18 protein-coding genes and 1 riboswitch are annotated in these 20,289 nt (G+C 42.7%); of the genes, 14 read left to right on the forward strand and 4 right to left on the reverse strand.

Features of this window, described 5'->3' with window-relative positions; genetic code table 11:
* The first annotated feature begins 21 nt into the window (after positions 1-21).
* From ilvN to LN995_RS03860, 11 genes are all read left to right on the forward strand, one after another.
* Positions 22-630 (forward strand): acetolactate synthase small subunit, encoded by a 609-nt coding sequence (gene ilvN / locus LN995_RS03810; RefSeq protein WP_229958531.1) that lies wholly within the window; start codon positions 22-24, stop codon positions 628-630.
* 150 nt (positions 631-780) lie between these two features.
* Positions 781-1,821, forward strand: coding sequence for a ketol-acid reductoisomerase (gene ilvC / locus LN995_RS03815; protein ID WP_229958533.1), 1,041 nt, complete (start codon positions 781-783; stop codon positions 1,819-1,821).
* A 13-nt stretch (positions 1,822-1,834) separates the two neighbouring features.
* Positions 1,835-3,109, forward strand: coding sequence for a threonine ammonia-lyase IlvA (gene ilvA, locus LN995_RS03820; protein ID WP_229958535.1), 1,275 nt, complete (start codon positions 1,835-1,837; stop codon positions 3,107-3,109).
* Positions 3,110-3,192: 83 nt separating this feature from the next.
* Positions 3,193-4,704, forward strand: coding sequence for an ATP-binding cassette domain-containing protein (locus LN995_RS03825; RefSeq protein WP_229958537.1), 1,512 nt, complete (start codon positions 3,193-3,195; stop codon positions 4,702-4,704).
* 76 nt (positions 4,705-4,780) lie between these two features.
* Positions 4,781-4,875, forward strand: a riboswitch (TPP riboswitch).
* 74 nt (positions 4,876-4,949) lie between these two features.
* Positions 4,950-5,759 (forward strand): hydroxyethylthiazole kinase, encoded by an 810-nt coding sequence (gene thiM, locus LN995_RS03830; RefSeq protein ID WP_229958540.1) that lies wholly within the window; start codon positions 4,950-4,952, stop codon positions 5,757-5,759.
* Entirely contained in the window at positions 5,746-6,375 is a 630-nt protein-coding gene (gene thiE / locus LN995_RS03835) for a thiamine phosphate synthase (RefSeq protein ID WP_229958542.1), read from the forward strand. The genes thiM and thiE overlap by 14 nt, the downstream gene beginning before the upstream one ends.
* Before the next feature lie 56 nt (positions 6,376-6,431).
* Positions 6,432-7,265: a bifunctional hydroxymethylpyrimidine kinase/phosphomethylpyrimidine kinase gene (gene thiD / locus LN995_RS03840; protein WP_229958543.1), complete on the forward strand. Its 834-nt coding sequence runs from the start codon at positions 6,432-6,434 to the stop codon at positions 7,263-7,265.
* A complete protein-coding gene (gene tenA, locus LN995_RS03845; protein ID WP_229958545.1) occupies positions 7,252-7,905 on the forward strand; it encodes a thiaminase II in 654 nt (217 codons plus the stop codon). The genes thiD and tenA overlap by 14 nt, the downstream gene beginning before the upstream one ends.
* A 221-nt stretch (positions 7,906-8,126) precedes the next feature.
* A complete protein-coding gene (locus tag LN995_RS03850; RefSeq protein WP_229958547.1) occupies positions 8,127-10,517 on the forward strand; it encodes a TonB-dependent receptor in 2,391 nt (796 codons plus the stop codon).
* A gap of 7 nt (positions 10,518-10,524) precedes the next feature.
* A complete protein-coding gene (locus LN995_RS03855; RefSeq protein ID WP_229958549.1) occupies positions 10,525-11,727 on the forward strand; it encodes a PepSY-associated TM helix domain-containing protein in 1,203 nt (400 codons plus the stop codon).
* A gap of 204 nt (positions 11,728-11,931) precedes the next feature.
* Complete coding sequence (locus tag LN995_RS03860; protein ID WP_229958552.1) at positions 11,932-13,497, forward strand: hypothetical protein; 1,566 nt, start codon at positions 11,932-11,934, stop codon at positions 13,495-13,497.
* Positions 13,498-13,572: 75 nt separating this feature from the next.
* Here the strand turns inward: LN995_RS03860 and LN995_RS03865 are convergent, their stop codons facing one another.
* The 4 genes from LN995_RS03865 to LN995_RS03880 all read right to left on the reverse strand — a co-directional run bounded on the left by LN995_RS03865 (position 13,573) and on the right by LN995_RS03880 (position 17,862).
* Positions 13,573-14,322 (reverse strand): SDR family NAD(P)-dependent oxidoreductase, encoded by a 750-nt coding sequence (locus LN995_RS03865; RefSeq protein ID WP_229958554.1) that lies wholly within the window; start codon positions 14,320-14,322, stop codon positions 13,573-13,575.
* A gap of 2 nt (positions 14,323-14,324) precedes the next feature.
* Positions 14,325-15,023, reverse strand: a complete 699-nt coding sequence (gene porT, locus LN995_RS03870; protein WP_229958555.1) for a type IX secretion/gliding motility protein PorT/SprT — start codon at positions 15,021-15,023, stop codon at positions 14,325-14,327.
* A 17-nt stretch (positions 15,024-15,040) separates the two neighbouring features.
* Positions 15,041-15,763 carry a bifunctional demethylmenaquinone methyltransferase/2-methoxy-6-polyprenyl-1,4-benzoquinol methylase UbiE gene (gene ubiE, locus LN995_RS03875; RefSeq protein ID WP_229958557.1) on the reverse strand — a complete coding sequence of 241 codons (723 nt, stop codon included), beginning with the start codon at positions 15,761-15,763 and terminating at the stop codon, positions 15,041-15,043.
* A gap of 170 nt (positions 15,764-15,933) precedes the next feature.
* Positions 15,934-17,862, reverse strand: coding sequence for an OmpA family protein (locus tag LN995_RS03880; RefSeq protein WP_229958559.1), 1,929 nt, complete (start codon positions 17,860-17,862; stop codon positions 15,934-15,936).
* 819 nt (positions 17,863-18,681) lie between these two features.
* On the opposite strand from LN995_RS03880, the gene yihA reads away from it, so the two are divergent.
* The 3 genes from yihA (at position 18,682) to LN995_RS03895 (ending at position 20,270) form a co-directional block, all read left to right on the forward strand.
* Complete coding sequence (gene yihA, locus LN995_RS03885) at positions 18,682-19,293, forward strand: ribosome biogenesis GTP-binding protein YihA/YsxC (protein ID WP_229958561.1); 612 nt, start codon at positions 18,682-18,684, stop codon at positions 19,291-19,293.
* Between the two features lie 73 nt (positions 19,294-19,366).
* Complete coding sequence (locus LN995_RS03890; RefSeq protein WP_229958563.1) at positions 19,367-19,777, forward strand: energy transducer TonB; 411 nt, start codon at positions 19,367-19,369, stop codon at positions 19,775-19,777.
* A gap of 25 nt (positions 19,778-19,802) precedes the next feature.
* A complete protein-coding gene (locus LN995_RS03895) occupies positions 19,803-20,270 on the forward strand; it encodes a DUF5606 family protein (protein ID WP_229958566.1) in 468 nt (155 codons plus the stop codon).
* Positions 20,271-20,289: the final 19 nt, after the last annotated feature.

The following is a 20,289-nucleotide window of genomic DNA, read 5'->3' on the forward strand; positions in this document are numbered from 1 at the left end:
ACCGGATAAATAGAATCAGCTATGAGTACGCAACATCCTATAGAAAAGCAGGAATTTACCATTACTGTTTACACCGAAAATCAGATCGGTCTGCTTAACCGTATCGCGATTATTTTTTCCAGGAGAAAGATCAACATTGAAAGTCTGAATACTTCCCCTTCCGAAATAGAGGGAATACACCGCTTCACTATTCTCATTCATGAAACAGAAGAGGTAGTCCGGAAAGTGGCATCCCAGATCGAAAAGCAGGTAGAAGTGCTAAAAGTGTATTACAATACTAACGAAGATGTTATCTGGCAGGAAATGGCACTTTATAAAGTACCAACTGACGTGATAGCGGAAAAAGCACTGGTAGAACGGCTATTAAGAGAAAACGGTGCCCGTGCTGTAGTGATACGCAAAGACTATACAGTATTTGAAACAACCGGACACCGCGAAGAAACTGAAAACCTGATAAATGTGCTGCAGCCTTATGGCCTGATTGAGTTTGTGCGTAGTGCCAGGATCGCCATTATTAAAGGTAGCGAAGGTTTCCATCGTAAGTTGCAGGAGTTTGAGAAACGCGAACCAGGCCACGATGTAGTGGAAAACGAATACCTGAATAAGGGAGACAAAGTATTTACAATGTAAGTGTAGATGCTAGAAGTTAAATTATAGAACGTAGACTTTTCTTTGACTGCACATTTCTAAACATTCAGTCTTAGCACAGCTAATCTCTAGAGTCTAGATTCTAGCATATTAATAGAATTATATAAACCTTAAAACTAGCTAAAAACAAAAATGGCAACTATCAATTTTGGAGGAGTAGACGAAACAGTAATCACCCGCGACGAATTTCCTCTATCTAAAGCCCGTGAAGTACTTAAAGATGAAGTAATCGCCGTAATCGGTTATGGTGTACAAGGTCCGGGTCAGGCTCTTAACATGAGAGACAATGGATTTAATGTTATAGTTGGACAGCGCAAAGACTCTTCATCCTGGGAGAAAGCGAAAAGTGATGGCTTTATTGAAGGTGAGACTTTATTTCCTATTGAAGAAGCAGTAGAGCGTGGCACCATAATCTGCAACCTGCTTTCTGATGCCGGACAAATAGCTGTTTGGCCTACTATCAAAGAAAGACTTAAGCCAGGCAAGACCTTATATTTCTCTCACGGCTTCGGCATTACGTTTAAAGAACATACAAACATTGTTCCTCCTGCTAATGTGGATGTAATACTGGTGGCCCCTAAAGGCAGCGGCACCAGCCTTCGAAGGTTATTCCTTGCCGGTGGTGGCCTAAACTCGTCTTTTGCTGTGTTCCAGGATGCGTCAGGCAAAGCTTTTGAAAAAGCTATTGCCATGGGTATAGGAGTAGGTTCTGGTTACCTGTTCGAAACAGATTTCAAAAAAGAAGTATACAGCGACCTTACCGGTGAGCGTGGTGTGTTGATGGGTGCCCTAGCTGGTATCATTGAGGCACAATACCAGGTACTACGTGAGCGTGGACACTCTCCGTCGGAGGCCTTCAACGAAACAGTCGAAGAACTAACACAAAGCTTAGTACCACTGGTTGGCGAAAACGGTATGGACTGGATGTATGCCAACTGCTCTGTTACAGCACAGCGTGGCGCCCTTGATTGGAAAGGCAAGTTTAAAGACGCAACGCTTCCTGTACTAAATCAATTATATGATAGCGTAGCATCAGGCAAAGAAGCGGAGCGCACCATCCAAAGAGGATCAACCCCAGGCTACCGTCAGGACCTGGAAGAAGAACTAAAAGAAATACGCGAATCAGAGTTATGGCAAACCGGAGCAGTTGTTAGAAAACTCCGCTCTAAGTAAAAGTTAAAAGCAAATGCATAAAGATGTAGCCTCTTTAGATACCGTTGTTTCTTTAGAAAATGTAGAGAAAGCAGCAAAGAACCTGAAAGGTGTAATTTATAAAACTCCTCTATTAAAGAACCTGTGGCTATCGCAGACCTATAATGCTGACATTCATCTGAAGCGTGAGGACCTGCAGGTAGTACGTTCTTATAAAATAAGAGGAGCATACAACAAAATGTGCACCTTACAGCGCCCGGAGCAGTCAGAGTGGGAAATTGTTTGCTCCAGCGCCGGTAACCATGCACAAGGAGTTGCTTATGCCTGTCAGTTACTGGGTATCAAAGGGTACATTTTTATGCCAGCCAACACACCTGCACAAAAAGTAAGTAAGGTGCGCCTGTTTGGGAAAGACATGGTAGAGGTTATTCTAACCGGCAACACCTACGACGACACCTACAAGGCTGCCAGAGAGCTCTGCGACAGCCGTGGCAGCACCTTTATTCATCCTTTCGATGACCTAGCTATTATAGAAGGACAGGCCACCGTTGGGCTGGAAGTACTGAAAAGCGCCGACTTTAACATCGACTATCTCTTTATGCCGATTGGAGGAGGCGGACTGGCATCAGGTGTGTCAAGTGTGTTTAAACAGCTAAGCCCGCACACAAAGCTAATTGGCGTACAACCTTTAGGAGCACCCTCCATGTACAAATCCATTAAAGAGCAGAAACGCCAAGCTTTGGAAACAATAGAGAGCTTTGTGGATGGTGCCGCTGTAAAATGCCCGGGCGAGCTGACTTTTGAAATTTGCCGTGAACTGCTCGACGATATAGTGCTGGTACCGGAAGGCCAGGTGTGTGAGGATCTCCTTAAGATGTATAATGAGGAGGGAATCGTGCTGGAGCCTGCCGGTACTCTGACTATATCTGCTCTGAAATCTTACGCCCATGAGATAGAAGGAAAAAAAGTAGTATGCGTCATCAGTGGCAGCAACAACGATATTACCCGTATGGAGGATATTAAAGAGCGTGCCATGCAACACCAGGGCCTGAAGCACTACTTTATGGTAACCTTTAACCAGAAACCAGGAGCTTTGAGAGCCTTTGTAAACAGAGTGTTGCATCCTGATGATGACATTATCCACTTCCAGTATATTAAAAAGAACAACAAAGAGAAAGGCCCTGTTTTTGTAGGCATAGAAGTAAAGCAGCCACACGATGTAGAAAACATTAAATATCGTATGGCAGAAGAAGGCTTCGCCTATGAATACCTTAACGGCAAACAGGACTTCCTGAACTTGTTAGTTTAAATTAGCTTTAGTGATTTTTTGAAGCCCCGTTTGGTGTAAGTCTGACGGGGCTTTTACATGTAACACCATCACCTTTTTAATTCATGCCTGATTCCTCTCCCCTGCTTTCTCTTAACAACATTACCGTACGTTACCTAAACCACACGCTTTTTACAAACCTAAGCTTTCATATTAACAAAGGCGAACATTGGGCACTAGTAGGAGAAAGCGGCTCAGGTAAGACCAGCCTACTTCAAACTATCGCAGGCAAGAATAATGTAGTTGGTGGTAGTATACAGCATTATTATTACCAGGAGTACCTCCGGCAAAACCCATTGCATGGTGAAGTGTTTACACACCATAACCTGATAGCAGAAGTGTCACAAAAGCATAACTTCAGAAACCTTTCCTCCAATGCATCCGAGTTTTACTATCAGCAGCGTTACCATGCTTCCGACTCAGAAGATGCACCAACCGTAGAAAGCTATCTTTCAGCCATTGAAGCACCAGAAGTTCCTCAAGCTTACTGGAACTATGACAGAGCAATTTCTACTTTTAAGCTGGAAGGCCTGCTGGATAAACAACTGATCAAGCTATCTAACGGAGAAACAAAAAGGCTTTTATTGGCAGCTGCCGTATTAAAGCATCCGCTACTCCTGCTGCTAGACAACCCTCTGACAGGTCTGGATGTGGAAACCCGGGCAGCGTTTAACCTCATTCTTTCAGAGATTACAAAATCAGGTATCACAATTGTGATGGCGACATCGCCTACGGAATTACCAGATACAATAACGCATGTGGCAGTCTTAAGAAAAGGAAAGATGGTGCATAGATTATCTAAAGGAGAATTTACTCCGGCACTGGTAGCTCTTGCTCCTGTCTTCTTACCAGACCAGGAAGAGCTTCAGGCATTGCTCTCCGTAAACAACATACCAGCCTTTGATACCATTGTGCAAATGGATGATGTGTCTATCAAGTATGGGAACAAACTTGTGCTGGATAATATAAACTGGCAAGTAAAACAGGGGGAACACTGGGCACTGTTGGGCCATAATGGAGCTGGCAAAACAACTTTACTCAGCCTGATCAGCGGCGATAATCCACAGTCTTACGCTAAAAAGATTATTCTTTTTGATCGAAAGAGAGGCAGCGGCGAAACCATCTGGGACATTAAAAAGAAAATAGGCTTTGTTTCGCCTGAACTGTACCAGTATTTCCCTTACAACAATACCTGCCTACAGGTAATAGAGTCGGGCATTTGTGACACATTAGGTTTAATAAAACAAAGTGCCCCACAGTATGCAGCCACAGCACTGCGCTGGATGCACTTACTGGAAATTGAGCAGGAAGCTGACAAGCTGCTAAAAGATGTATCTGCCAGTACACAAAGGCTATGCTTATTGGCAAGAGCACTGATTAAGAACCCGCCTTTACTTATTTTAGACGAGCCATGTCAGGGCCTTGATCAGCATCAGCAAGAGCAATTTAAACAACTACTGGATGCCATCTGCAGAAATAGCAAGACAACTCTGGTTTATGTTACCCACTATCAACAGGAGATTCCGAAATGTGTAACAAAAGTATTGCGCCTTGCGAATGGGAAAGTAGTAGCTTAAATCAATAACGTACTATCATAAATATAAAAAGCATTTGTGTTTGCTTACGTTTAGTAACTGATAAATAGTATTATTGTACTGGCTTTAGGGGTGTTCTGAAAAGGAACTGAGACAATACCCTTTGAACCTGATCCGGGTAATGCCGGCGAAGGGAAAAGCAAAAGTGGCTTTTATAGCCATTTATTCTTTTCAACTCTCCTTTTCCGGAGCTCCTTAGCCTGATCTCAATCTTAAAAAAGCATTAAATGGAGCAGCAACTCTGGAATAGTGTACTGGCCGTAAGAGAAAAATCGCCGCTGGTACACAGCATCACTAATTATGTAGTTATGAATAATACCGCCAATGCCTTACTGGCAGTTGGTGCATCACCGGTTATGGCACATGCTTATAGTGAAGTGCATGATATGGTAGCTATAGCTGGTGCCCTGATTATAAACATAGGTACACTGGACGAATATTGGGTGGAAAGCATGAAGCTTGCCATTAGCCAGGCAAACACATTAGGCAAGCCCTGGTTATTAGACCCCGTAGGCGCAGGAGCCACACCATACCGGAATAAAGTACTGCAGGAACTGCTGGAGTATCAGCCTACTGTTATCAGGGGCAACGCCTCAGAAATTATGGCATTGGCAAGCATGAGTGCTGGCACTAAAGGCGTAGACAGCACCAACCATACAGACGAAGCGCTTGATGCTGCTATTCAGCTTAACCAAGCTCATGGGTCAGTTGTATGTGTGTCTGGTGCAACTGATCTGATAGTGCAGGAAAAAGGATGCCTAACACTTACTAATGGCGATAAGTTAATGACTCGGGTGACAGGCATGGGCTGTACGGCCAGTGCTCTTATTGGGGCATTCTGTGCTACCACTACAACTCATTACTTTGAAGCTACAGTGGCGGCAATGGCTTTAATGGGTATAGCGGGCGAAATAGCAGCCGAGAAATCACCAGGCCCCGGGAGTTTGCAGCTACATTTCCTGGATACTTTGTACCAAATAAATAAGGATGAATTTGTGCAACGAGTAAAGCTAGAAGAATACAATGGCGGCTTTTAACCATAAGCTTTACTTAGTAACAGATGATGCTGCCTGCCTTGGACGGGATTTGGTAACTGTTGTGGAAGCCGCTGTGCTGGGAGGTGTAGACCTGGTGCAGATTCGGGAAAAGTATTTACCGGAAAATGCTTTTCTGGAGAAAACGCTTCGCCTGAAAGAAATGCTGGATAAATACAACACTCCGCTTATTGTAAACGATAACCTTCAGGTTGCCTCCAGAGCCGGGGCTGCCGGCATTCATGTAGGTAACAACGACATAGCTCCTGCTGAAATATTGCAGCAGTGGTCAGCCTGCGGCATTTTAGGATACTCGCTGGAGTATGAGGAGCATTTACAAAGCTCGCATGTAAAACTGGCAGATTATGTTGCTTTAAGCCCTGTTTTCTCCACCCCCACCAAAACAGACACGGTTACAGAATGGGGCCTGGATGGTATAACTCACATACGCTCTCTCACCACAAAGCCTATCGTTGCAATAGGCAGGGTAAACGCCAAGAATGCTGGTAACATTATCCGGGCAGGCGCAGATTGCCTGGCCGTAGTATCAGCTATTTGCTCTGCTCCAGCCCCTGCCAAAGCAGCTGAAGAAATCAGGAATGAAATTGAAAAAGCTTAAAGCTACTCTTCTCCGGTTCAGGTAGACTTACTGACACCATACCAGACAAGCAACTTATGAAGACATATAAATATCCGGCTGTGCTTACTATTGCTGGTTCCGATAGCGGTGGCGGAGCAGGCATACAAGCAGACCTAAAAACATTTTCCGCTCTAGGCTGCTTTGGCACATCGGCTATCACAGCTATTACGGTGCAAAACACTTTAGGCGTCACAGGTATACATAGCATACCTCCTGCTATAGTTCAGGGGCAAATAAAGGCAGTAATGGATGACATAAAACCTGCCGCCATTAAAATCGGGATGGTGCATAGTGTGGAACTGGTACAGGCTATTGCTGAAACACTACAGCAATATGCTTATTTGCCTGTAGTAGTAGACCCTGTTATGGTAGCTACCAGCGGCGATAAGCTGATTGAAGACAGCACCATTTCTGTTCTAAAACAACAGCTGCTTCCATTAGCCGAAGTAGTTACACCTAACCTTGATGAGGCCCAGATTTTGGCAGGCATACCTATTCATAACCTGGAGGATATGAAGAAAGCAGCCCGCTTAATACTGGATACAGGTTGTAAAGCTGTATTGGTAAAAGGAGGCCATTTACAGGGCCCCCGCCTGTACGACGTATACCTGCACCAGAACGGTTCTGAACAGGTGTTTGAATCGGAGGCTATTGCGAGCAATAATACCCACGGTACTGGCTGTACCCTTTCCTCGGCTATAGCAGCTCTTTTGGCTAAAGGCGCCGACATGGTAACAGCTATTATACAGGCAAAGCAGTATGTACACCAGGCTATAGACAAAGGCAAAGATGTTAAAACAGGCGAAGGACATGGCCCGTTGAATCATTTCTTTCAACCACAAAAGTTAGAAAAATATGAGTTGGACTAAAAAAGCCTGGGAAGCAGGCTATCAGATTTACGAGCAAATTACCTCTATGCCTTTTAATCAGGAGTTGATAGCAGGAACATTAGATAAAGAAAAGTTTAAGTTTTACATAGCACAGGACTCGCTTTACCTGGCAGAATTTAGCAGGGCTTTATCATTAATTGCAGGAAGGGCACACCACACGGAGCACGTACTGGAATTTGCCCGCTTTGCAGAAGGCGCTGTAGTAGTAGAACATGCCCTACATGCCGGTTATTTTCAGAAGTTCGGCATCACGGAAACCTTGCCTGCCTCACCTTCCTGCCAGCATTACACGCACTATTTACTTACTAAAGCTGCTCTTGCACAGGTAGAGGTAGCCATGGCAGCTGTTCTCCCCTGCTTCTGGATTTATAAGGAGGTAGGAGACTTTATTTATCAACAACAGCAAAAAGAAAATAATCCATATCAGGAGTGGATAGATACTTATGCAGGAGAAGAGTTTGCCGGTATAGTAGAAAGAGCTATAAAAATATGTGATGAGGTAGCAGAAAGTTGTACACCAGCTCAGCAACAGACTATGACAGATGCTTTTGTTATGGCAACTAAACTGGAATGGATGTTCTGGGACAGTGCTTACAGGCAAGAGCAATGGCCCTTGTAGCAGTGGCTTTTAATTCATCAACTCTTAAAAAGCACAAAGCCCTATCTTGAAGCAGGTAGGGCTTTGTGCTTTTTAAGTAACTACTACTAGCGAAGCAAATAGCTACAACTAGTGATTTTTAGCTTCTGCTACAACATTCTTTGCTCTTTGCCTTTTTCTGTAAATAGCAGCTCCTACCTTTGCATTATATAGATTAATTCTAAATAATACCAACAACTTTTATGAAGCCAACATATACCAAAAGGAAATTACTTCCTCCAATAGTAGCAACTATAGTAACTTTACTATTAACCTGTACTGCAGCCTTCGCACAAAGCGACTCAATCAAAGGCCATGTTACTACTACAGACAATCAGGCTGCTGCAGGGGTTTCAATTGGCCTAAAAGGAACTACAATAGGAGCTACTACTGATGTAGATGGTAATTATACTATATCAAAAGTAAAGCCTGGCACCTATACACTTCGGGTACAGATGATTGGACTGGAACCACAGGAACAAGGCATAACTGTAGAAACAGGCAAAACCGTTACAGCAAACTTTATGCTTAACAAAAGTGCTGCTGCTATTCAGGAAATCGTCATCAGAGGGCAACGCGAAAGCTTTAAGGCTGATCAACCATCTGAGTCACTGCGCCTGCAAACTAAACTTTTAGACGTTCCGCAAAACATACAGGTCATTACAAATGATGTGATTAAAAGTCAGCAGATATTTGACCTGCTGGAAGGTGTAGGCCGAAACGTAAGCGGCGTTACGATGCAGGAGCACTGGGGCAACTACACCCGAATGAATATGCGTGGGGCCAGAGTAGCACCTTTCAGAAACGGCATGAACATAGAATCCACCTGGGGGCCACTTTCTGAGGATATGTCTTTTGTTGAGCGCATTGAATTTGTGAAAGGTCCTGCTGGTTTTATGCTGGCTAACGGCGACCCTTCAGGTTTTTATAATGTGGTAACCAAAAAGCCAACAGGTATAACCAAGCAGGAAGTAAACTTTACTTTTGGCAGCTATAACACTTTAAGAGCTACAGCTGACCTTGACGGTCAACTTACAAGCAATGGTAAACTGCTGTACCGCTTAAATGTGATGGGCCAGAAAAAAGATTCGTGGAGAGACTATGAGTACAACGACCGCTATTCAATAGCACCTGTATTAAAATACAAGTTTAGCGACAGAACTTCCTTAACCGCTGAGTATACCTACCAGTTTTCCCGCATGTCAGCTATTGGTTCTGCTTATGTGTTCTCCCCTAAAGGTTATGCAGATCTGCCACGAAACTCCACCATTGCAGACCCTAACCTGGAGCCTTCTGACATGAAAGATAACAGTGCATACCTTATCTTTGAGCATCAGTTTAACGACAACTGGAAATTAACTGCACAAACATCGTACTTCCTTTACAACCAGGAAGGCAGCTCACTTTGGCCAGGAGGATTAGATCAGGAAGGGAATATGCAACGGGTACTGAGTGGCTGGGATGCGCAAAATAAAAGTAAATTCGGGCAGCTTTTTGTAAACGGAGAACTACAGACAGGTACAATCAGACACCGTATATTAGGTGGCCTCGATCTAGGCGATAAAAAGTATCTGGCAGACTGGAGCCAGTCTATAGCTCTGGATGTAGAAACTCCTTTTAATATCTATAATCCTGTATATGGCTCTATTACGACGCAAAGAATAGATCATTCCCTACCGTTAGAAGACAGACCTGGCGTAAGTACATTAGCTCAGAAATATGGAGCTTTATATGTTCAGGATGAGCTAGGGTTCTTCCAGGATAAGTTAAGACTTACATTGGCCGGAAGATACACCAAAGCAGAAACTAACCAATATGGCAGCATTGTCAAAAATAGCAAGTTTACCCCTAGAGTGGGTATAAATGCCTCTGTAAATGCCAACACCTCTTTCTACGCACTCTATGACCAGGCTTTTATACCACAGTTAGGTAAGTTATCGAATGGAGATCAGGTAAAGCCTATTGCAGGCAATAACATAGAAGCAGGTTTTAAAAGAGACTGGTTTGGCGGACGCTGGAATTCGACAGTAGCTCTTTATCAGATTACCAAAAATAACCAGTTAGTCGGCGACCCTAACGATCCAACAGGAGCTTCTTATTTACAGCTTGGGGAAACTCAAACCAAAGGGGTTGAGCTTGATGTACGAGGCGAAATAGCAAGAGGATTGAGCCTGACATTTAACTACGCCTACACAGATTCTAAAGCAACAGAAACTACGGCAACTCTAGCAGAAGGCGATAAAGTTCCCGGTTTTGCAAAGCATATTTCCAATGCCTGGTTAGCTTACAAACTAAATAAAGGAGTTCTGCAAGGTGCAGGTATATCGCTTGGTTACCAATGGCAAGTAGACCGCTATCCATGGTCTTTGACAGAAGGTACTATCGGCACTTTACCTGATTACTTCCGCCTGGATGGCGCTGTTTCTTATCAGATAAAGAAAGTTAGCCTGGCTGTTAATGTTAATAATCTTTTAGATGAGTACTTATACTCAGGAGCCCCTTACGATTTTGACTATGACGGCACACTGGATGGTTATGAGTGGCAAACAGAAACACCTCGCAGCTATCGTGTAAGCATCGGATACAGATTCTAAAGGTAATATGACTTTAAAGAAAGTAATAAACAAAATTCACCTATGGCTCGGGCTTGCGTCCGGGCTATTGGTGCTTTTCTTAGGTATAACAGGCTGTATACTGGCATTCCAACATGAAATAGAGTCTGCTACACAACCTTATCAGTTTGTTGCAGCTCAAAACATAGCTAAGCTACCTCCGTCTAAGCTAAAGGCTATTGCTGATGCCCAGCTACCAGGTAAACATGCCCACAGCATTAGCTACGAAAAGGGCAAAGCTTCAGAAGTTGTCTACTACGGGTTTGATCCTCAGTATTATGACATGGTTTTCCTGAACCCTTACAATGGGGAGGTTCTAAAGGTGAAGAACATGAACCGTGACTTTTTCAGAATAGTTATTATGGGGCACTACTACTTATGGTTACCTCCTGCAATAGGCCAGCCTATAGTAGCAGGTGGCACCCTTATATTTTTAATATTACTGATTACGGGCATTGTGCTTTGGTGGCCTAAAAACAAAGCAGCCCGAAAGCAACGCTTCACTATTAAGTGGAATGCAAAGTGGAGGCGCACTAACTACGACATGCACAATGTCCTTGGCTTCTATATGACTTGGGTTGCTGTGTTTATTGCCATTACAGGCTTGGTGATGGGTTTTCAATGGTTTTCAAAATCTGTTTACTGGGTGGCATCCGGCGGTAAACAACTAACAGAGTTTTATGAGCCCTTATCAGACACCACAAAGCTCACAACTAACAGAAACGCCCCTGCAATAGACCTTGTTTGGCTTAAAATGCAGGAAGAGCACAAGCTGGTTGGAGGTAGCCTGGAAGTGCATGCTCCTGCAGGAAAAGGAGCCACCATAGAAACAGCCTTAAACCCAAACACTGATACTTATTGGCAAAGCGACTACCGGTATTTTGACCAGTACACACTACAGGAAGTTCCAGTAACACACATGTATGGCAGGTTTTCAGAAGCCTCAGCTGCTGATAAAATCATGCGCATGAATTACGACATACACGTAGGAGCTATTGGAGGTCTGGCCGGAAAAACTATCGCATTTTTTGCCAGTTTACTCGCTGCCAGTATGCCTATTACTGGCTTCCTTATCTGGTGGGGCAGAAGAAAAAAGGCAAAAAAAGAAAAGCCTAAAGTAGTTAAAAGCTATAAAACATTATCTGGTGCAGAACAACGAAACAAAAATAACATAAGAGTTATAAAAGTTTAAAGTACTCGTGTTTATTCGGATAAAGCTCAACCAGTATAGGTTGTTTTACAGTTATTGTATTCGCTACTTATTGATTATTATTTTTCATATTAAACCTGCCGAGGCCGTACTTCCCATGAAAACATTATAGGAGTTTTACGTTATATAGTCTTATACAAATACGACAATATACATATGAGATTCCATTACTGGCGAACTCTGTGTTTGCTGATAATTATATTTTCTTCTGGTTGTGCCAGAAAAAATTTCTTTGCTACAACACCCGTTTCAGACGCTACTGTTTATAAGCAATTACAAAGCAGCCCTGAAACCGTAGACAGTGTAACTGTACAGGCAGGCAAGCACTATAAACGCAGTTGGTTTTATAAGCTTTTTTGGGGAGAGCACTATAGGTCGGTCTGGCTTGCACCAGTAAAAGCGCCTATTCTTGATATGGATACTTTAAAAGGTGGCCTTGAAGTAGAAAGAAAAGGTGGCGGCTTTCAGACAACCAGCTTTGCTTTGGTAGGAGGCAATGGTTTTACCTATGCCTTACGCTCTGTTGATAAAGACCCTTCTACAGTATTATCTAAAACCCTGAAAAAATCTTTTATATCCAACGTAATCAGGGATCAGATGAGTGCCCTTAACCCTTACGGTGCTCTGATTATCCCCCCACTGGCAGAAGCTGCAGGTGTACCACACGCTACTCCCAAACTTGTTTATGTTCGCCCACATGATAGTAGTTTTGGAGAGTTTGAACATATTGCCAGCGACAGACTCTATACAATAGAGGAAAAATATAATGATGATCGTGCTTTAGATGCTTCGTTAGGTAATGCCATAGACATTGCCGGATCGAAAAAAGTGCTACGCGACAGGTATCAGAAAGACGATCATTTTATAGACCAGAAAGCCTTTGCAAGAGCCCGTATGTTAGACATACTCATCAACGACTGGGACCGCCACCGAGGACAGTGGGAATGGGCTGAGTATGATGCAGATGGTGAAACTATTTACCGCCCTATACCCAAAGACCGTGACAATGCTTTTTACCGCATGCAGGACGGGGTTTTTCCCTGGCTTTTTGGCCGCAACTGGGCTATAAGGAAATTTGAGTCTTTTGACGATGAAATAAATGATGTAAAGGCACTTAGCATAAACTCGCAGTTTATAGACACCCGGTCAATGGCAGAACTCTCACGCCAGGACTTTGTATCTATTGCCAAAGATATTCAGGAGCAAGTTACAGATGAGGTAATTGATGAAGCTGTAAAGCGTTACCCTAAAGAGGTGTTTAAAATTATTGGAGAAAGCACCAGGAGTAAACTAAAGAGCCGCAGGGCCGAATTAGTTAGGGCTGCAGAGGAGTTTTATGAGATCTTGGCAGAAGAAGTAGTGATAGCAGGCACAGACGAGGAAGAGCGCTTTGAAGTAAAGCGACTGAATAATAATGAAACATCTGTGACTGTTTATAGAAACTCTGATGATAAAGTTGTTTATAAGCGCACATTCTACCGCTCCGAAACAAAAATAATAAAGCTATATGGCTTAGGTGAGGATGACGAGTTTGATGTAAGCGGAGAAGTTGACAAAGGAATAGTAATAGTAATTGTAGGAGGCCCTGGCGAGGATGAAATAAAAGACACATCACGGGTAAAGGGATGGAGCAAGAAAACAATTGTATATGATACCAGGCGGGGTAACGAACTGGAGTTTGGACCAGAGACAAAAGATAAGACCAGCAAAAGCATTAGTGTGCACCTGTTCGACCGGGAAGGGTTTAAATAATCTAATCTTTGCTACCAATACATATACAAAAGCGCCTCAGAACAATGTCCTGAGGCGCTTTTGTATATGTATTGCTTACTGTTTGTTTATGATAGTTGCACTAGCCTGGGCTGATGGTAAAACCAATACCTCCGCTAGGTTTACGTGTGCTGGCCTTGTTGCCATGAAGGCTATCAGTTCAGCTATGTCTTGTGCGGACAAGGGCTCAAACCCCTGATACACAGCAGCAGCACGGTCTTTATCTCCTTTAAAACGTACTTCAGAAAACTCTGTCTCCACAGCACCCGGGTTTACTTCCGAGACCTTTATACCCTCCTGCACCAGGTCAATGCGCATAGCCTTAGAAATAGCATCTACGGCATGTTTAGAAGCACAATATACGTTCCCGTTCGGATAAACCTCTTTACCGGCTATTGAACCTATATTAATAATGTGCCCTTTCCTGTACTTCTGCATAAGCGGAATTACCGCATGGCTTACATACAGCAGCCCTTTAACATTTATGTCTATCATGGCATCCCAATCTTCCAGAGAGCCACTCTGTACAGGTGACAAGCCATGGGCGTTTCCGGCATTGTTCACCAACACCTCTATCTGCTGCCATTCTTCCGGAAGAGAGTCTACAGCCTGTTGTATCGCTTCTTTATCGCGTACATCAAACTCCAGCGTAAACACCGGAACAGTTGTAATCTGCTGCTTTAGTTCCTGCAGGCGCTCAGTACGACGGCCTGTAGCTACAATATGATAACCTTGTTTCGCCAGTTCTATAGCAGTGGCCCAGCCAATGCCCGAAGTAGCTCCTGTCACAAATGCAATTTTTGCCATTTCTATTCAAAGAAAAGTATAAGTGAAACGTTGTGGTTGGTCAGCTTCTGAATGCTGTTGTTGTAAATGCTGTTATTAGGCTTATGCTGATTAATAATACCATGCGAGAAGCGTAGCTCCGGAGCAAATTTAAAATAAGGATAAAAAATATCCAGCCCCACGCCGTACTCGAGCGCTAAGTCCAAGTTATTCACAACCAACGCATCTTCATCTGTCTCATCACTTCTGTTATTTCCTAAATCTATTGCTGGTTTTATGCCGGCTACGAAATACATTCTGTAGTTTGTTCGTCGCTTAGATTTATACTTCAAAAGTAACGGCATCTCTACCATAGTAGAATTTATAGATTTATTCTCATCTAGCCATTCCCCATTATCCTGCTTCATATTTCCGTACTCTATCGTGCGAACATAAAAGCCTACGCCCGGCACAAAACGGGCATCCAGGTTATCAGCCAACCTTACATTAAGTACCAAACCTGTATAAAACCCTGGAGACACTTTGGCATTCACCGTCATGGCTGTATCAAGGTTTGGCGACAGCTGATTGGCATACTCTTGTGACTGCGTTACATTATACTTGGTTAAAGGCAGGGCCAGGTAAAACCCATAATGCACGCGTTTTTCATCATAACCAGGTTTGTTCTGAGTATATATTTTTTTCTGTGCTATGGCGCTGTTACCTCCAAAGAGCAAAAGCACAAATAAAAACAGTAATGTTATTTTCTTCCTGTGTAGATAGAGCTGATTCCGAATGTGAGAGAATGCCATTTTGTATTTTTAAATCCTACTTCTTCAAAGATACTTATAAAATCCTGCCCGTCCGGGAATGCCTGCACTGATTCAGGCAAATATGTATAGGCAGCATTGTCCTTTGAAACGAACTTTCCTACTACTGGTAGTATATTTTTAAAATAAAAATGATAGAGTTGCTTCATCGGGAACATACGAGGTTTAGAAAACTCTAGCACAACTGCTGTTCCGCCAGGCTTCAGCACCCGGTTCATTTCTGCAAGTCCTTTGGCTAAGTTCTCAAAGTTACGTACACCAAAAGCCACTGTTATGGCATCGAAAGAATTATCTTCAAAGGGTAGGTTCTCAGAATCACCATACTGCAGTTCTATTTTATTTGAAAGCCCCTTTTTAGCCAATTTTTCACGTCCTACGGCCAGCATGCCCTCTGATATATCAACTCCGGTTATTTTCTCCGGGTTAATACGCAGTGCCTCAATAGCAAAGTCAGCTGTGCCTGTAGCTATGTCTAAAATCAATTTTGGCTTTTGTGATTCCAGTAAGCTTATAGCTTTTTTTCTCCAGATAATATCGATGCCAGCACTCAGAAAATGATTCAGGAAATCGTATTTGCCGGAGATGTTATCAAACATCTGGGCTACCTGCGATTTCTTATTGTTATTCTGGTCTTTGTAAGGTACTACTGCCATTGGCTCTTTGTTGATGGTAATTCATGCAAAAATACGCTGACTTAAACTATAAAACATTTTTTATGTGTTTAAAAGTAAAAAAACAGGCTGGGAATAACCCAGCCTGTTTAAATAGTTGGCTCTTGAAGCTCCTACAGCCATTTTATTTTCTGTTTCTACTAATCATTCCGCTATTGTTCAGAATCGTCTTCTCTTGATAATACTTTAAATACTGTTCTTCTGTTTAGCTGCATGTTTTCAGCAGACGTGTTCGGCACAACTGGCCTGCTCTCGCCATAGGTAACAGTTACCAAGCGCTTAGGAGAAATGCCCTTGCTGATAAGATAATCATAAGCAGCATCAGCACGATTCTGCCCTAATGTGACGTTGTAGCTATTGCTTGCACGGGAGTCCGTATGGCCTTCAATACTTAAGTTGATATCTGGATTTGATTCCATGAGACGGGCAATATCATCTAGGTTCTGCGTTGACTCCGGGCGGAGCATATACTCATCAGTGTCAAAGTAAAGGCGCTGCGCTGCAATACGTTCACCGGCAGCCGTTATCCCGGCATTAATATTTATACCACCTCCTTCATCACCCGCATCTTCATAAGCAATATAAAAATTCTTGGTAACGGTAGTCGTGTCGTCCAATACAACAGGCATATCAAACTCTTCTGTAGCAATAAGCTTGTTATCTACCGACAACTGTACCTGATATTTACGTCCAGAAAGAACGCTGATGTCATAAGCAGCAGAATCAGGTCGTGTCACATCACGGTAAGCAATTGGCCTCCTGTCTGCCTGTGTGGCATTAAAAATAAGCTCGACTCCCGGAATAGCAACACTGTCTCCCTGAGCAAATACTTTTCCTTTTACATTACCGGTACGAATGTAGTTAATGGTATAAATATCTTTTTCTCCATAGCCACCAGTGCGATACGACGATAAATAAGCATAGCTTCCATCGGGGCTTAAACGATAGTAAGTGTCATCATCTGGTGTGTTAACAGGAGAACCCAGGTTCTCAGGACGTGCCCATCTTCTGGCTATGGAGTCGTACCGAGCACTAAATATGTCGTACCCACCCATGGTGTTATGGCCTCTTGAAGAAAAATATAGTGTACCATCAGCAGCTAAATAAGGGCTGTCATCATCATAAGAGGTATTTATAGTACTTCCTAAGCTTTCTGGCTTACCCCACTCCCCATTGGACTGACGTTTGGCAGTATAAATATCCAGGTCTCCCCTGTTTGAATAATGGCTGGTGGAAAAGAAAATAGTCTGCCCGTCTGGTGTAATATAGGCATCCGATTCAAAATCAGATGAATTAATTCTGTTGCTGATACTTTTGGGTGTGCCCCACTGCCCATCTGGCTGACGCTCCGATACCATGATATCCCCATTGTTAACAGAGCGATACAGCAGCATTTTTGTGTCGTTATCAAAAATCTGAATAGAGGCATCATGGCCGGTACTGCTTAAAGCCCCTGCTATTGACTGTGGTGCCCCCCACTCACCTGCTTCACCTGTTCTTGTCGATTCAAATATATCCTCAAAATACTCTCCATCCTGTGCTTCTTTCTGACCTGTAGAGGCAGCACTCCGGGAGGTAAATAACAGGTAGTTATCATCAGAAGCAATAACAGGACTATGTTCAGAATAAGCAGTGTTTATAGTTTCTCCCAGATTCTTTACAAATATGTCTTTCGGGTTAGACGCTTCCCGCTTGGCATTCCGTGCATGTTGTATCAGCATGGCTACTTCTTCCCGGCGCCAGTCATCACGGTTACGAATCTTAGGCTGGTAACTCTGAAAGTGTTCAATAGCTCTGTCGAAGCGGTAATTTATGTGTTCTACCCGTCCTAACCAGTACTCAAGGTCGCGGTCTATATTAGGGTTTATTTGCTGTACCCGGTACAGATAATCTGCTGCCTTTTCTTTATCAAAGGTCATATAGCTGATGCCAGCATAGTACAGTGCCTTGGCATTATTCGGATCATTGGCTAACACCTCTTCATAATAAGGTACAGCTTCCCGATAGTTTTCTCTGTCAAAGAGTTTCTTTCCGGTCCTCAATAGTTTTCCAGTGCTTTGGGCTGATACTGAAACAGCCATAAAGCAAAGCAACGCCAAGACTGAGAAAAATCTTAAGAACGATTTGGCTAAGTAACTCATATTTATAAAGTATTTATTTATACATCTGTGTCTCCTGAATTTTATTTTTAAGTAAGCGTATGATCATCGGTGGGGGGAATAGATGAATGCAAATAACTTTCACTGCGCCAGCATAATTACTGCTTTAATAAAACTTACTCCTAACAAGCCTGTTCAAGCCATCTCTGCTATAGTTTGAATCAAGTGCATAACTAAAACATAACTTTTAAGCCACGAAATGACACACCAATATATTTATACAAAACATCTAATTGTATCGATATGCTTATTAAGCCACCCCTATATAAACCTCAACTGTCATTATAAAACACTTACTGAATATTTTTATATTTAGTTGTTATAAATAACTATTAATGAGACACTTTTATTCACCTAGTTAACTATCAAAAACTTTACAGGAGCAGTTTAGCTGTCTTGTTTGAAGCAGAACATTTATCATTTTCAAGAAAGTTTAGATTTACAGAGCTGCATAAAAGTAATGAGGCCTCTACATAAAATGTTCTTCGTATACAGATTTAAAAATTCCTTTTAAACTCAGAACTCTTTTCACCTTATGTACTATTATAAAAGGTAGGCACAGGTATTTTGTCTTAGCTGCCTGCAGACAAGTGTAGCTTAGACCCTATCTTTGAAAAATATGTGGTAACTTTGTAATCCTGTTATAGTCTCAGCTTCTTTTAAGTGGCGAGATGTAATAGTTAGTACTACTTTTTCACAGTCTTTCCTCATAAAAGGCAAGGCACCAAACAGACGAGCAATATGGTTATAAAGGAAGCAAAGTTTTTAATGAGTAATACTCGTGTGGAACAATGCCCCACGCCCAACAAACCAGAGTACGCCTTTATTGGTCGTTCTAATGTGGGAAAGTCTTCGCTTATAAACATGCTGACAGAGCAGAAGAACCTGGCTAAAACATCTTCTTCTCCGGGCAAGACCCAGCTCATTAACCACTTCCTGATAAACGATGACTGGTATCTGGTAGACTTACCAGGCTATGGCTATGCCAAAGTAAGTAAGGGCTCCCGTGAGGAATGGCGCAAGATGATTAACTATTACTTTCAGAAACGGGAGAATTTAACCTGTGTATTTGTACTGATAGACTCCAGGCATGAGCCACTAAAGCAGGACCTCGAATTTATAAATCACCTAGGGACTTTAGGTCTACCTTTTGTAGTTGTCTTCACTAAACTTGATAAGCAGTCTGCTACTAAAACGGATTCAACCATAGCTGCTTACGCGCGTAAACTTCGTGAAACGTGGGATGAACTTCCCCGCTTTTTCCAGACATCGGCCGAAAAACATATTGGCCGAGACGAAATATTAAATTTTATTGAAGAAGTGAATGAACAGGTGCAGAACCAATACAAATAGTGTGTAATTTGGTATGCATTTTGATTAAGTGTTAGTCCCAGCAAGTGTAGTAGTACCTTTAATTTTTACCTTAATGAAAAGTAAGATTTCTTTTTTATTCCTTTTATTTGCCTTATCAACACTAACAGTTTCTGCCCAGTCTGCTGAAACAGCCCAACAGCAGCAGGAAGAGCAGGAAGATAAATATTGGATGCCTGAAAAAACTATTCCGGTAGCAGAACATTACGAAGGGGGGCAGGAAGCTCTGTATAAAGCTATTTATAAAGAACTGAACTATCCGCCAATGGCAAAGCGCAACAGAATACAGGGTGAATCGATTATCAGCTTTACCTTGAATGAAGACGGTTCTACTTCAGGGTTAAAGGTGCTGCGCAACCCAGGTGCTGGTACTGGCGAGGAGGCCCTTCGTGTAGTAAACCTTCTTAAATTTAAGGCTCCCGGCTACAGCACTGTAGTTAGCCTTCCGATTATGTTTAAATTATAATATACATACCAAGTTTTACCTTACTATGCCTATTGATTTAAGACAAGTTGCCGCCATTTCTGGCCAGAGCGGGTTATACCGTGTAGTAAAGCCAACGCGTACCGGCGTTATTGTGGAAAGTTTAGAAGAGAACCCAAAGAACATGGTGGCACAGGCACGCCATCGTATGTCTTTGCTGGAAGAGATTTCTATCTACACGACAGACGAAGAGGCTACTATCCCATTGGCTGACGTGTTTGACCGAATCCACCAAAAGTATGGCGATGATCTGCCATTAAGTGAAAAGCCAAGCAACGAAGATTACAAAGCTTTTATAGCTGAAGTAGTGCCTGAATATGATGAAGATCGTGTGTATGTATCAGACATGAAAAAGCTTGCCGCCTGGTATACAATTGTGAATAAATTTGTAGGCTTCACAGAAGAAAAAGCTTCTGAAGAAGATACTACTCCTGCAGAGTCTGAGACTGAAGAAGGATCAGAAGAGCAAGCTTAAATATAAAAGCCCTCCAGAC

Source organism: Pontibacter silvestris (genome assembly GCF_020907275.1).
GTDB classification, from domain to species: Bacteria; Bacteroidota; Bacteroidia; order Cytophagales; family Hymenobacteraceae; genus Pontibacter; species Pontibacter silvestris.

Bases quoted from the DNA above. Each gene is read 5' to 3' on its own strand.
- ilvN (WP_229958531.1), top strand. From the start codon at position 22: ATGAGTACGCAACATCCTATAGAAAAGCAGGAATTTACCATTACTGTT.
- ilvC (WP_229958533.1), top strand. From the start codon at position 781: ATGGCAACTATCAATTTTGGAGGAGTAGACGAAACAGTAATCACCCGC.
- ilvA (WP_229958535.1), top strand. From the start codon at position 1,835: ATGCATAAAGATGTAGCCTCTTTAGATACCGTTGTTTCTTTAGAAAAT.
- LN995_RS03825 (WP_229958537.1), top strand. From the start codon at position 3,193: ATGCCTGATTCCTCTCCCCTGCTTTCTCTTAACAACATTACCGTACGT.
- thiM (WP_229958540.1), top strand. From the start codon at position 4,950: ATGGAGCAGCAACTCTGGAATAGTGTACTGGCCGTAAGAGAAAAATCG.
- thiE (WP_229958542.1), top strand. From the start codon at position 5,746: ATGGCGGCTTTTAACCATAAGCTTTACTTAGTAACAGATGATGCTGCC.
- thiD (WP_229958543.1), top strand. From the start codon at position 6,432: ATGAAGACATATAAATATCCGGCTGTGCTTACTATTGCTGGTTCCGAT.
- tenA (WP_229958545.1), top strand. From the start codon at position 7,252: ATGAGTTGGACTAAAAAAGCCTGGGAAGCAGGCTATCAGATTTACGAG.
- LN995_RS03850 (WP_229958547.1), top strand. From the start codon at position 8,127: ATGAAGCCAACATATACCAAAAGGAAATTACTTCCTCCAATAGTAGCA.
- LN995_RS03855 (WP_229958549.1), top strand. From the start codon at position 10,525: ATGACTTTAAAGAAAGTAATAAACAAAATTCACCTATGGCTCGGGCTT.
- LN995_RS03865 (WP_229958554.1), bottom strand. From the start codon at position 14,322: ATGGCAAAAATTGCATTTGTGACAGGAGCTACTTCGGGCATTGGCTGG.
- ubiE (WP_229958557.1), bottom strand. From the start codon at position 15,763: ATGGCAGTAGTACCTTACAAAGACCAGAATAACAATAAGAAATCGCAG.
- LN995_RS03880 (WP_229958559.1), bottom strand. From the start codon at position 17,862: ATGGCTGTTTCAGTATCAGCCCAAAGCACTGGAAAACTATTGAGGACC.
- yihA (WP_229958561.1), top strand. From the start codon at position 18,682: ATGGTTATAAAGGAAGCAAAGTTTTTAATGAGTAATACTCGTGTGGAA.
- LN995_RS03890 (WP_229958563.1), top strand. From the start codon at position 19,367: ATGAAAAGTAAGATTTCTTTTTTATTCCTTTTATTTGCCTTATCAACA.
- LN995_RS03895 (WP_229958566.1), top strand. From the start codon at position 19,803: ATGCCTATTGATTTAAGACAAGTTGCCGCCATTTCTGGCCAGAGCGGG.